We start from the raw sequence: 12,930 nt of genomic DNA, 5'->3' as shown, positions 1-12,930 counted from the left end.
TAACAAAATATCATAAAAAAGAGCTCCTATGGTTTTCACCCAACGGGTGAAAGCGCAAAACCCGCTGAAACGGTATTAACTTGCTGTTTCAGCGGTTTTTTGTTTGTCTTGATGAATAATCCGGGTTGATAAACAACTTCGTCCAACCACCATGGTTGATTTGCCATACTATTACTCCCCTAAAAAATAGTTATTTGCAGGTTCAATATACCGAATCGCTACGCATTCATGCAACAAATCACCCTCATTTTATGAAAACGTTTGCATTTGGATTTAATCCGTGCGAAAGTTAATGTCATAGGAGGGACTATTGCATATGACATTAAACATTCCAACGCTCACATTAAATGATGGTCATCCACTACCCGTGCTCGGACTTGGGACTTACCAAATCCGTGGTGGCGAGGGGATGCAACAAATCTTGGCAGCCATTCAAAGCGGTTACCGCTTGATTGATTCTGCAACTAACTACGACAACGAAGGTATCGTCGGCGAAGCAATTCGCCGTTCAGGTATTCCCCGCTCTGAATTTTTCATCACCTCAAAGTTGCCTGGTAAGTACCACGGCTACGAAGATGCTTTGATGGCGGTGCAAGAATCATTGGCACGTATGGGGCTTGATTACTTTGACTTGTTCATCATTCACTGGCCTTTGCCTAAGCGCGATAAGTACGTTGAAGCTTGGCAAGCCTTGGTCACGGCGCAAAAGCTTGGTTTGATTCGCTCAATCGGTGTATCTAATTTTGAACCAGAGCATCTCGACCGCATTATTGCTGAAACTGGCGTGACGCCAGCGGTTAACCAAATCGAAATCCACCCTTACTGGGTACAAGAGCAAAACCTACTTGAAAACGAGAAGCGTGGCATTTTGGTTGAGGCTTGGAGTCCACTTGGCCGTGGTAGCGCGTCAATGCGTGAACAAGTCGTGATTGATATCGCAAACAAGTATGGTAAGACACCAAGTCAAATCATCACTCGTTGGCATATCGACCGTGGCATCGTGCCAATTCTGCGTTCAACGAACCCAGTGCACCAACGTGAAAACGCCGCCGTGTTTGATTTTGCGTTGACCACTGATGAAATCGCTGCGATTAACGGGTTGAACAAGCCTGACGGTCGTATTGATGGTCAAGATCCAAACGAATACGAAGAATTTGAATAACAAATACGCCGACCTGGTTTTGAACAGGTCGGCGTATTTTTAGTTATTCAAGATATCTGCGACACGCTTTTGTAGTGCTGGTACAACTTCCGTTTCAAACCACGGGTTCTTGGCAAGCCATATGTTGTTGAGTGGAGATGAGTGCGCCAACGGCAAATACCGTGGGCCAAAATCCGAAAAGCGATGCACCACGCTGGTTAACGATTCACTCGCTTTGATTGGCAAATAATGCTGTTGCGCATATTTGCCGACCAGCAAAATCAGTTCGACATCCGGCATCGTATCAAGTAGTCGTTGATGCCACTCACCTGCCACAAATTTTCGCGGTGGTAAATCGCCACTCTTCCCCTTGCCCGGAAAATAAAAATCCATCGGCAACACCCCGATTACCCCTGACTCGTAGAAGGTTTTACGGTCGATGCCCATCCACTCACGCAACCGATCACCACTTTTGTCGTTAAACGAAATCCCCGTTTGCTCAACAACCGCCCCCGGCGCCTGGCTAATAATCAATATTTTAACGGTTGGCGCAATCATATAAATTGGCTCAAGTCCGCGCGCTGTAAACGCAGCATTACGCGGATCAGCCATAATCTCTTGTTTTAAATCCACACCGTCACCTCCAAAAAAATCGGTACTACATCAATTGTAGTACCGATTCATATCAACTGTGCTTAAAAACTAAACTTGTTAGCATTATCTTCCTTGATGTAGATTGACTTCAAACCTTCACCTTCAAGGAACTCACGGAATGGTACAAGCGCTTCGGCTTCGTACTTTTCCTTGTATTCCTTGACCACGTCTTCGCTGTACAAGTTTGTATCAAGCTTCAACGTTTCAACTGGAATTGGACGGTCCTTGGTAATCTTCGCATCCACAACGACAACGCGACCTTGCTTGTAGTAATCAACCGCTTCTTGCATCACACGGTCAATATCTTCAATACGGTTAACGGTCAAACCAACGGCACCTTGTGCTTCACCAACCTTGGCGTAATCAACATCGGTAAAGTCGACCCCGAAGTTGTACTCGTTAGTATCTTCATACTTGTTCTTGATGAAACCGTACTCCGTGTTCGTGAAGATAACGTTAATCATTGGCATGTCATAACGCACACTCGTAACAACATCAGGATACGTCATTGAGAACGCACCATCACCGATAATGTTCCAAACTTGACGGTCTGGGTAAATGTTCTTGGCACCGATACCACCTGGCAAAGCGATTCCCATCGTTGCGAACAATGGGGGTGTACGCCACATTTGCTTAGGGTTCATGTGCAAGTGACGCGTTGACAATTGCGTCACGTCACCGACATCAGTTGAGAAGATGGCATCTTCATCAGCTAGCTTGTTGATGGCATTGTAGACTTGGTAGGCTTGCAACGGTCCTTCCGTCTTTTGCTCCAACTTGTTCATGTAGTCGCGCCAGTTTTGAACGTTCTTGATGTTTGCTTGCCACCATGGTGTATCCGCTACCGGTTCAACCTTGGCCAACAATGCCTTCAATGATTCACCCGCATCAGCCAAGATTGCGACATCCGCTTCGTGACGCTTACCAAGCATGTCTGGGTTCGCATCGATTTGAATGAACTTCTTCACGTTACGGAACGTTCCCTCAACTTCTGAGAATGGGAAGTTTGTTCCGATGAACAATACCGTATCGGCCTCCAAAACAGCTTCATTGGCTGGCTTCCAACCAACACGGAACGCTGAACCAGTCAATGCTTCAAAGTCCCAATTGAAGTTGTCGAAGTTCTTTCCGGTCGTAATCACCGGTGCCTTAATCTTGCGTGACAACTCTTCCACCAGGTCACCGTGACCTTGGGTTCCGAAACCAGCATAGATAACCGGACGCTCTGAATCCTTCAAAATAGCAACGGCCTCATCAATTTCTTCAGCCTCTGGTGCTACTGGCTTGTAGCGCTTGTACTTCGTTCCTGAAGAGTACAAAGGTGTTGAGTAGATTGACTCAGCATCCAACTCAGCAAAGCCAAAGTCAGCTGGCACTTCAAGCACCGCAACACCACGCTTTGAAATGGCGGTACGAATTGCATCGTCCACCAAGTGTGGCAATTGCTCAGCTGTAGCGACACGACGGTTGTAGACCGCAATGTGATCGTACATTGGATTTTGGTTCAATTCTTGGAATGAATCCATGTTCAATTCACGCACTGGCTTTGATCCCAAAATCGCTAGCACGGGGATATGATCCATATACGCATCATACAATCCGTTAATCAAGTGTGTGGCACCCGGCCCACCAGAACCAACAGTTACGGCAATATTTCCCCCAAACTTATATTGCATAACGGCAGCCATCGCACCAATTTCTTCGTGCTTAACTTGGATAAACTTCACCTTGTTTTCTGGATTTCCCATCGCATTCATCAAACCACTTAGCGTACCAGAAGGAATACCGTACATGGTATCAATCCCCCAGCCTTCCATGACCTTCAATGCTGCTAATCCTGCAGAAATCTTCTTATCTGACATCTTTATAAACCCCCATACGCACATTATTGTAAGCGCTTTCTTAGGTTCATTTTAGTCTTTTGATTTAGGCAAAGTCAAATTATATATTTCAATGCCATGTTAAATTTCATGCAATACCGTCATGTTATTAATGACGCTTTCCCCACCAATCAATACCAGCCCAGCCAAGAATCAATCCAATCACAATGTTACCCACGGCTGCGACGATAACCATTTCCGTTGAAGTTTGTGGTTCGGCGCCAGTTGGTGCTGGTTGTGATTTCGTGATAACCGTTGGCCTCTTATCATCTGGCTTATCTGGCACAACTTGTGCAGCTGGCTTCTCCTCAGATTTCGTCATTACAGCTGGCTTCTGCATTGGTACAACGCCGGCTGCGACAATCGGCGATTGTTTAACCAGCTTTTCCGCTTTGGCAAACTGCGTCGCTGCTACAGGCGCCGTTTTAACCACCTGCGCTTTGATTTGCTTCTGCGATGTTTCTGGTCGCATGTATCCTTCAGTCAACATTGCTACTGTTGTATCCTGATCAGTTGACTCCTTCACTGGTGGTAGTGGCGCGGCGCCTAGCATACCTTCTAAGCGGAAGGTCACATCATACCAATTATCATAGACGAAACTACCAGTGCGGAAATCAACGTGCATGTTTTCGATAAACAATGGCTTTGCAACTTGTTCAGCCGTTAGATTGAACGCATAGGTCATGATATATTCAGATCCCACCAAGTTCGCTGATAATTGACGCCCGCTCGTGAACGTAATGCTGTTAGGGCCATAATTAGACGGTACTTTAGCCGTAATCGTTAACGTGCCTGTGCCATCTTTGGCAGGTTCAAACGTTGCGGCCGACTTAATGTAGTTACTTGCCACGGAGGTTAGGTTACTGCCATCCCCTTTCAGCACAGCCAACGTGACTGGTAAACGACTCGGTTGTGCCACCTCTGTTTTAACCGTGAAAGGTTGCTCCACTGTCCCACTAAAGCGACTGTTAATCCCACTGGCACTTTTGCTGTCCCAAGCCAAAAAGGCGGAACTATCTGGCTTAACACCTTGCAGCGTCACCTGACCGTTTACCGTTTTAATCGGTGCCCCATCTTGTTGCAAGGCAATTCCATTACCCGACGTGTCTTTGACTGACAATGGCACCGTTGCTGTCGTTTCACCACTCTTCAACCCAATGGCTGCGTTAGTGACCGACTGGTACTTCGCATTCAGATAAGATAGTCTCTGCAAGTTTTGCAATGGGCTCAAATCTGATACGTGATTACGTAATAGATTCAATGACGTCAGCTTTGTTAAACCGGCCAGCGGTGCCAAATTAGCAACTTGCGCATTTGAAAAGCTTAGGTCAGTCAAATTCGTTAATTGCTTAAGCGGTGTTAAATCGGCCACTTGGTCCTTGCTAAAGTTCAAACTTTGCAGTTGGCGCAAACCAGCTAATGGCGTTAGGTCAGAAATTTGATCATTAAAATCGATTGATAACGTCACCAACTTGGGCATGTACGAAAATACCTCCACCGCATTATTCGTTAACCCCATTTGCGAAAACGTCGCTTCTTGTAGGTTAACCAGTGAGCGTAACATCGAAATATCATTGCTACGATTATTCCCAATCGACAAAGTTGTTAAGTTTGTGAGCGATGCAATCGGTGTGTAATCGGTTAGCTGATTTGATCCAACCTTCAACGCCGTCAGTTGATGCATCCCCGCCAATCCTTGGACTGACGTTAACTTATTACCAGCAATGCCCAAATAGCTTAGTTTAGGCAAATTAGTCACCGGTGGCACCGTTGTCAGATCATTGTTCTGCATTTCTAATTCTTCAAGCGACGTTAATTGGGCGAGCCCCGCCATCTTATCTGGTTGCGTCCCATAGTCATCCGCAACTAAATTCAGTGACTTAACCGGCGTCCCTGCAAGTGGCGTCAAATCTGGCATTACACTCGCCTTGTTCATGCGCAAACTAACATCGGTCAAATTGTGTAAATGTTGTAACGGCGTAATATCTGTAATCGTGTTACCTGTTAAATCAAGTGCTCGCAAGTTCGTCGCAAACTCAAGTCCTGACAAATTAGTGATGCCATCATACGTCAAATTGAGTTGCGTAATTGTCGCAACGTTATCCTTCGTCAACGGTGTCCCTTTTCCCAAGGCAGCTTGTAATGCCACGCGCAACGCTGCATCAGGCACCCAGCTTGCGACATCATCAGTTGCTGTGCTTGTTAGTGTTGCCTCCGCGTGAATTGGCACATTACTTGTCGTCATCCCCACAATGCTTCCAAGCAATACCCCACTAATCAAAACAGCATGTTTTATTCGTTCGATTGTTCCTTACCTTCGCATTCCCATAGATTAAATCCTACATAACCTCAGTTTACGGGAATGTGAGTTGTTGAACAAAAACCGATTTTTAACATGACGTTAAACGGTGCCCGGAATTATGGACAAAAAAACCGTTCGAATCATCTGACTCGAACGGCTATCGTCATTAATAACGTTTAAGAAGTTGCGCAACACCGATTGCTAACAGACCAATCACCGCTCCCGCAATCGGTAGTGTTTGCAATCCAACATGGGACATCACCATGTTACCCACAAATGAACCACCAGCAATACCGAAGTTCAACGCCGATACATTGAGTGCTGAAGCAACATCAGTATGTGCTGGTGCCAACTCAGTCGTTGTGATGATGCGACTTTGCAACGATGCATTACCCATGAACGCCACCAACCCAAGTAGTGCGACACCCGGCAAATACCAACCAGCCTTCGGCAATATCGCCAACTGGATACCCTGCACAACCGCTTGCGCTAAGAATACACCCATTAAAACGTTCAGTGACTGGCGGTTAGCCAATCGACCACCAATCACATTTCCTATTGTGACAAAAACACCATATAGTACTAGCACCCACACAACACTAGTCGTTGAAATGCCAGTCACTTGTTGGAGATAAGGTCGAATGTACGTGTACAACACAAAAGTTGCCCCGAATCCAAGCGTTGCCATCAAGAGGGTTAGGGAAATGCGCGGCTGTCGAATAACAGTAATAATTCCTAACAATTGGTTGTCCGTAACTGAAGGCGCTGCCGACTTGGGCACTTGGATTAAGACACCCAACCAATCGATCAAGCCCATGATGCCGACTACCGCAAACGTTGCGCGCCAGCCGACGACATCACCTAAGTACGTGCCAAACGGTACACCGAAGACCGTCGCAACAGTCAGGCCACCAAATAACCACGAGGCCGCTTCACCCTTCTTATCTAAGGGTACCATGTTCGTCAGATATACCGACGCTGTCGCGAAGAACACACCGTGCACCACAGCGGTCAATGCGCGTGTCACCAACAAAAGACTATACGAAGGGGCTACCGCGGAAGCGACATTCAATACCGCAAACGCAAACATCAGCCACGTAAACAAGCGACGACGAGCTACCCGACCAACAAAACTTGTGGCAATTGGCGCACCGACCGCTTGTGCAATCGCATACCCGGTCACAAGTAAGCCGATCATCCCTGTCGATACATGCATATCATTGGCAATATCGGTCAGCATTCCCACCGGCACAAATTCAGTGGTGCCAATCGCGAAGGTCGAAACAGCCAACGCTATGGCGATTTTATAATATTTACTCATCTCAAAAACACCTCACGTAAAGTAACCACTTTACCGCATTTATGATGATAACACCACCTCACAACAAAAAAGATTGGCTTCTTAGCGAAGCCAATCTTCCTACGTCATTGGTTTTACTTAATTCGACCGCCTATTATTGGCACGTTCTTCAAGCCATCTGTTCCAACCAAAGCTAGAACAAAAATGACACCACTCACGGCGAAGTGAACCCAAGTTACACTGTTGCCGAATGGCATAAGCGACAACCCTAGTACAATTACAAGAATCTTCCAGCCCCAGTAATTAAGGCCGATGTCGTTAAAACGTCGGACCATCAATGAAAGTGATGGTACTGCAATGGCAAATACTGATACAAAGAACAATACGCCAACAGCGCTTAGACCTGTGTTATCAACACTTGCTGAAAGATGTACCAATAAGTTGTTGCTGAATAGTGCCAAAAGCAAAGCAAGCACCCCAAGCCAAACAGTCTGCCACAACACATTCAAGAAATAATCCTTACGCGTTGTGCGACCCTTGAAGTCAAAGATGTGCTTCCAAAATCCTTGGAATGCTGCTGTCATAGTCGTCATTGTTAAACCCCTCCAACAATCTAAAAACGAATAGTTTTGATCATCAAGGTGGAAACTCCCTTATCTCCATCTGACACAGTAAGTTTATTCCTTCACAATTTATCCTTCAAATAACAAGTCTTATATTTCAGACTTTTCATATTTTCATGCTAATCGTAAAGAAACCAACAAAAAACGCGTTCGCAATCGAAATTGCAAACGCGTTTTTTGTTTTTGGATTCGTTTCCAATCCAGAAAGTGAAAATCGAAAGATTAACGCTTTGAGAATTGTGAAGCCTTACGGGCCTTCTTCAAACCTGGCTTCTTACGCTCCTTCATACGAGCGTCACGAGTCAACAATCCAGCCTTCTTCAAAGCTGCACGGAAGTCAGGATCCACTTGCAACAAAGCACGTGAGATACCGTGACGGATGGCACCAGATTGACCTGAGAAACCACCACCGTTTACGTTAACCAAAACATCGTAGTTTCCTAGAGTTTCAGTAACGTTGAATGGTTGTACCATAACCTCACGCAAGTTAGCGAAAGGAATGTATTGTTCAGCTGAACGACCGTTGATCGTGATTGCACCGTTACCAGGTACCAAACGTACGCGGGCAACAGAGTTCTTACGACGGCCAGTTCCGTAGTATTGTACTTGAGCCATAATTAACTATTCTCCTTTCGTTAAATTAAATAAGGTTAGTGATATCCAACACTTCAGGGTTTTGTGCTACGTGTGTGTGCTCTGAACCAGCAAACACGTGCAACTTCAAACCTTGTTGGCGACCAAGAGTACCCTTTGGCAACATGCCGTGAACTGAAAGCTCGATCAAACGTTGTGGATTCTTCTCTCGCAAGTCACCAGCTTGACGCTCCTTCAAACCACCTGGGTGGTTTGAGTGGTGGTAGTAAATCTTGTCCGTAGCCTTCTTACCCGTCAAAGCGACCTTTTCGGCGTTGATAACGATAACGTTATCACCAGTGTCGACGTTAGGCGTGAAAGTAGGCTTGTTCTTACCACGCAAGATTGATGCTACGACAGTTGACAAACGTCCCAATGCAATATCAGTTGCATCGATGACGTACCACTTGCGATCGATCTCACCTGGCTTTGCCATATAAGTTGTACGCATGGAAAATTCCTCCAATATTCTGTTTGTTTACTTTACCAATAATTAAAAAAGTCGTACCAGGACATTCCCATTGCGGTGTGGTAAACAATACCGAGATTTATCTTACCTTTTTTCTGACCAAACGTCAACGGCAATAGCCCTCGGATTTAGTAATTTCGTTAGTTTTCGGCCAATCTAATTAATAATCAACCGACATCAAGTAAAGACCCTGAGCTGGAGCCGTGAATCGGGCTTGTTGACGATCCTTCACCGCAAATAAACGTTGAATATCGTCGACTGGTCGTGAACCATTGCCAATCTCCAACAACACACCGACCATGATACGAATTTGATTGTACAAGAATCCATTACCTGAGAACTCAAGCCAAATTTCATCGTCTTCCGGCTTCTCCCACATCTTAGCTGAGTAAACCGTGCGGACCGTCGTTTTTTGTTGGAAACCTGAGGCGACAAAACTCAACCAATCGTGTTCACCAACGTAATCGCCGATGGCTTGCTGCATCAAACTCGTATCAATGCGGCGGTGCCAGTGACCAGTGTAGTTACGCTTAAACGGATCGATGAATTCAGTCGTTGAAAGACGGTATAGATATGTCTTATTGTGAGCGCTGAATTGCGCGTGGAAAGACTCATCTACCTTTTCAACTGACTTAATACCGATGTCATAAGGTAACATCGTTGAAAGTCCTTTACGTACTGCCTCGTTCGGAATATCAAATGGCAAATCGAAGTGCACGACTTGTCCCATTGCGTGAACGCGCGCATCAGTACGACCCGATCCCTGCACTCGAATGTGTTCTGTTGGATCCTTGGCCATCTTATTAACGACTTTTTCCATCTCTAGTTGCACAGTTCGCTTGCCAGGCTGAACCTGCCAACCATAAAATTCTGTGCCATCATACGAAATTGTTGCTTTGTATCGTGGCATCTCTTCTCTTCTTTCTAAATCCAGCGCGTTGCAATTAAGACAACGGCAAATACGATAAATCCAATGACTGCAACCGTATCTTGCTTGCCCCAAGTCAAAACACGGTACTTCGTGCGGTGATCACCACCACGGTAACCACGGGCTTCCATAGCATCCCCAAGCTCAATTGCACGCTTAATCGCGTTAATGAACAATGGAATAAGCAATGGTACAAACGCCTTAATGCGACTAACGATGTTTCCTTCGTTGAATTCAACACCACGTGCACGTTGCGCATTCATAATCGTCTCGGCTTCATCCATTAGTGTTGGCACAAAGCGCAAGGCAATTGACAACATCAAAGCCAACTCAGCAACTGGGAAGCCTACCTTTTTCAAAGGCGCCAGCAAATTCTCCATTGCGTCCGCAACTGCTAGTGGCTGGGTTGTTAGTGTCAAAATGGTTGAAAACATGATAATCAAGACGAAACGTACGAACACTTCAATACTGTTAATCACACCATCCGTGGTAATCGTGATAATCCACCAGTGCCAAAGTACGTGACCTGTTTGGACAAAGAATAATTGCAAAAGTGTTGTGATAAACATCAAAAACAATAATGGTCGTACGCCACGTAAGAAGACACCAACACCCAAGCCAGTTAAGGTAATGGCCATCAACGTAAAGATTCCGGCAACCACATAACCAGCCACATTATTGGCAAAGAAAATCACAAAAATAAAGGCGATGCTGAGCACTAGTTTTGTGCGCGCATCCAAACGGTGAACCCATGACTCACCGGGCATATAACGTCCAATCAAGAGGTTATTAAACATGCGCTTCCCCTCCTAATTTTGCAGCCAATTGATCCGCCAATTGGTCGATATCTAAGACATTTTCAAGTTGCAAGCCCTTATCGGCAAGTTGATCCGCAAACTGCTTGGCGATTGGCACATCAAGTTGCTTTTCATGGAGCCACGCCACATCCGCAAAGACTTCGGCTGGCGTCCCTTCTTTCACAACGGTACCGCCTTCGAAAATAACCACGTGATCGGCATATTGCGCAACATATTCCATTTGGTGCGTAATCAACACGACCGTCATGTCGCGTTCCTTTTGCAAGCGTGCAAACAGTGTCATTAATTCTTCTTGCCCAGCAGGATCTAGTCCGGCCGTGGGCTCATCAAGAATCAACAAATCCGGTTCCATTGCCAAAACGCCAGCAATCGCGACACGGCGCATTTGACCACCAGATAATTCAAAAGGTGAACGCTCATCAAATCGTTCAGCCATCCCCACCGTGCGCAAGGCACGTTGGGCAGCTTCTTTCGCTTCGACTTCCGACTTTCCAAAATTCTTTGGGCCAAACATCACGTCCTTCAAGACGGTTTGTTCAAATAATTGTGCTTCAGGGAATTGGAAAACAAGTCCCACGTGAGCACGCATTTGGTTCAGCTCTTTTGGCTTCGTTGTTGGCACAATCCGTTGTTCACCAATCGTAATTTCGCCAGCCGTTGGGATGACCAACCCGTCTAGGTGCTGCACCATAGTCGACTTACCTGAACCAGTGTGCCCAATTACTGCCGTGAACTTTCCTTCTGGCATGGTGAAGTTAACATCATGCAAGCCTGGCGTCGCGAATGGCGTGTTCAATTGATACGTAAAAACTACTTGGTTGAAATTGATTGCCATAGCCAATCCACCATCCCTTCAGTCGTTAAGTATGAGTCGGGAACATCAATCCCACGTTCACGCAACTTTTCCTTTAGTTGTTCTGCGAAAGGCACTGCCAAACCGAATTCGCGCAACTTTTCAGCGTTAGCAAAAACGTCTTCTGGCGTACCTGTTTGCATCAAATCACCATCGTTAATCACGATAACGCGGTCAGCACTCGCTGCCTCTTCGATGTCGTGAGTGATTGAGATGACCGTCAATGTGTCACCAAGTTGACGCTTCAAATCATGCACCAACGCAATCATTTCACGACGTCCCTTGGGATCAAGCATGGCCGTTGCTTCATCCAGGATTAAGATTTGTGGTTGAATGGCAAGCACAGATGCAATCGCCACACGTTGCTTTTGACCACCAGAAAGGCGGGCAGGTTCGCGATCTGCGAACTTAGCCATGCCAACCTTTTCAAGTGCTTCTGTAACGCGAGGCACCATTTCTTCGCGTGGAATACCACGATTTTCCATCCCAAAGGCCACATCGTCAGCTACCGTCGCGCCGACAAATTGGTTATCCGGATTTTGAAAGACCATCCCCACTAAGTCACGAATGGTCCACATGTTATCTTCGTTAACTGGCGTGCCGGCAATCGTAATCTCACCTGCCGTTGGCGCCAACAAATAATTCAATAGTTTCGCTAAGGTCGACTTACCTGACCCATTATGTCCAATAATCGCAATCCACTCACCTTGATTGATCGTTAATGAGAGATCATTCAAGGCTGGTGTCTCGCTATTTGGATATGAGTACGTCACATGCGACAACTCGATAATTGGCGTCATGTTCACGCCCCCCTTACTTATTTTTTGCTACTTACCATAATACCAAACTCGACCTATGTTTTGTGGCGTTTGGTGCAATTTGTCGGGTACAATAGTTTTGAGAGGATTTACATATGTCAGACATCGATTTAAGTCGCTCAGCCGACTACCGTAACGTCACGGACTTTTTCAAAGGTCAATCGGATGACGAAATAAAAGCCGCCCTAGACGAACGTCGTGGCGACATGATTACTATCATGCAAAACCTAAGCCATGATTTCAACAAAGCCTCTGCCGTACGTAACAGTAATGCGTTTGGCATGCGCAAGATTATTTTTTTAAAGGTGAATTGTCAATTCAACCGGAACACTTGAGATAAATAATATTCTTTAGCCGATCTCCAGCCGAAAAGCTTTCGAGGTTGGCTATTAATTTGCTCAACCATTTGTTCAATGTATTCGTCTGAATAATCTTCGATTGCAGTCCCTTTAGGGACGTACTCACGGATTAGCCCATTTGTATTTTCGTTGGTCCCACGTTGCCATGGAGC

Annotated in this window: 14 protein-coding genes and 1 pseudogene; 2 read left to right on the top strand and 13 right to left on the bottom strand. The window is 45.9% G+C overall.

Annotated elements, in window-relative coordinates; translation table 11 throughout:
- Nucleotides 1–35: 35 nt before the first annotated feature.
- On the bottom strand, nt 36–167 hold the full coding sequence (locus tag C6P11_RS11365) for a hypothetical protein (RefSeq protein WP_280950177.1): 132 nt from the start codon (nt 165–167) through the stop codon (nt 36–38).
- Nucleotides 168–316: 149 nt separating this feature from the next.
- Here C6P11_RS11365 and C6P11_RS01945 point away from each other — a divergent pair, with 149 nt between their 5' ends.
- Entirely contained in the window at nt 317–1,162 is an 846-nt protein-coding gene (locus C6P11_RS01945) for an aldo/keto reductase (RefSeq protein WP_003608733.1), read from the top strand.
- A gap of 39 nt (nt 1,163–1,201) precedes the next feature.
- Here C6P11_RS01945 and C6P11_RS01940 read toward each other — a convergent pair whose 3' ends face one another.
- From C6P11_RS01940 to C6P11_RS01890, 11 genes are all read right to left on the bottom strand, one after another.
- Nucleotides 1,202–1,753, bottom strand: coding sequence for a uracil-DNA glycosylase family protein (locus C6P11_RS01940; RefSeq protein ID WP_135518170.1), 552 nt, complete (start codon nt 1,751–1,753; stop codon nt 1,202–1,204).
- Between the two features lie 83 nt (nt 1,754–1,836).
- On the bottom strand, nt 1,837–3,657 hold the full coding sequence (spxB, locus tag C6P11_RS01935; RefSeq protein ID WP_135518168.1) for a pyruvate oxidase: 1,821 nt from the start codon (nt 3,655–3,657) through the stop codon (nt 1,837–1,839).
- Between the two features lie 127 nt (nt 3,658–3,784).
- On the bottom strand, nt 3,785–5,920 hold the full coding sequence (locus tag C6P11_RS01930; RefSeq protein ID WP_135518166.1) for a leucine-rich repeat domain-containing protein: 2,136 nt from the start codon (nt 5,918–5,920) through the stop codon (nt 3,785–3,787).
- 223 nt (nt 5,921–6,143) lie between these two features.
- Nucleotides 6,144–7,298, bottom strand: a complete 1,155-nt coding sequence (locus tag C6P11_RS01925; RefSeq protein WP_135518164.1) for an MFS transporter — start codon at nt 7,296–7,298, stop codon at nt 6,144–6,146.
- A gap of 113 nt (nt 7,299–7,411) precedes the next feature.
- The gene (locus tag C6P11_RS01920) at nt 7,412–7,870 is read right to left on the bottom strand and encodes a DUF805 domain-containing protein (protein ID WP_135518162.1); all 459 of its coding nucleotides are present in this window, start codon (nt 7,868–7,870) and stop codon (nt 7,412–7,414) included.
- Between the two features lie 252 nt (nt 7,871–8,122).
- Nucleotides 8,123–8,515, bottom strand: coding sequence for a 30S ribosomal protein S9 (gene rpsI, locus C6P11_RS01915; RefSeq protein WP_004560202.1), 393 nt, complete (start codon nt 8,513–8,515; stop codon nt 8,123–8,125).
- Nucleotides 8,516–8,540: 25 nt separating this feature from the next.
- The gene (rplM, locus tag C6P11_RS01910; protein ID WP_135518160.1) at nt 8,541–8,984 is read right to left on the bottom strand and encodes a 50S ribosomal protein L13; all 444 of its coding nucleotides are present in this window, start codon (nt 8,982–8,984) and stop codon (nt 8,541–8,543) included.
- Nucleotides 8,985–9,162: 178 nt separating this feature from the next.
- The gene (truA, locus tag C6P11_RS01905; protein ID WP_135518158.1) at nt 9,163–9,912 is read right to left on the bottom strand and encodes a tRNA pseudouridine(38-40) synthase TruA; all 750 of its coding nucleotides are present in this window, start codon (nt 9,910–9,912) and stop codon (nt 9,163–9,165) included.
- Nucleotides 9,913–9,926: 14 nt separating this feature from the next.
- Nucleotides 9,927–10,727: an energy-coupling factor transporter transmembrane component T family protein gene (locus tag C6P11_RS01900; protein ID WP_135518157.1), complete on the bottom strand. Its 801-nt coding sequence runs from the start codon at nt 10,725–10,727 to the stop codon at nt 9,927–9,929.
- Nucleotides 10,720–11,583, bottom strand: a complete 864-nt coding sequence (locus tag C6P11_RS01895; protein WP_135518155.1) for an energy-coupling factor transporter ATPase — start codon at nt 11,581–11,583, stop codon at nt 10,720–10,722. The genes C6P11_RS01900 and C6P11_RS01895 overlap by 8 nt, the downstream gene beginning before the upstream one ends.
- The gene (locus C6P11_RS01890) at nt 11,559–12,401 is read right to left on the bottom strand and encodes an energy-coupling factor ABC transporter ATP-binding protein (RefSeq protein WP_135518153.1); all 843 of its coding nucleotides are present in this window, start codon (nt 12,399–12,401) and stop codon (nt 11,559–11,561) included. Before C6P11_RS01890 ends, C6P11_RS01895 begins: the two co-directional genes overlap by 25 nt.
- A gap of 113 nt (nt 12,402–12,514) precedes the next feature.
- On the opposite strand from C6P11_RS01890, the pseudogene C6P11_RS01885 reads away from it, so the two are divergent.
- Nucleotides 12,515–12,721: pseudogene (locus tag C6P11_RS01885) on the top strand (TrmH family RNA methyltransferase); the annotation flags it as partial.
- A gap of 11 nt (nt 12,722–12,732) precedes the next feature.
- Here C6P11_RS01885 and C6P11_RS11065 read toward each other — a convergent pair.
- Nucleotides 12,733–12,930, bottom strand: a 198-nt coding sequence (locus tag C6P11_RS11065) for an IS30 family transposase (RefSeq protein ID WP_210114212.1), incomplete at its 5' end; no start/stop codon positions are given.

It is taken from the genome of Weissella confusa (assembly GCF_004766315.1).
GTDB classification, from domain to species: domain Bacteria; phylum Bacillota; class Bacilli; order Lactobacillales; family Lactobacillaceae; genus Weissella; species Weissella confusa_A.
The sequence above is the reverse complement of the archived record's forward strand: the minus strand, read 5'-3'. Positions and strand labels throughout refer to the sequence as shown.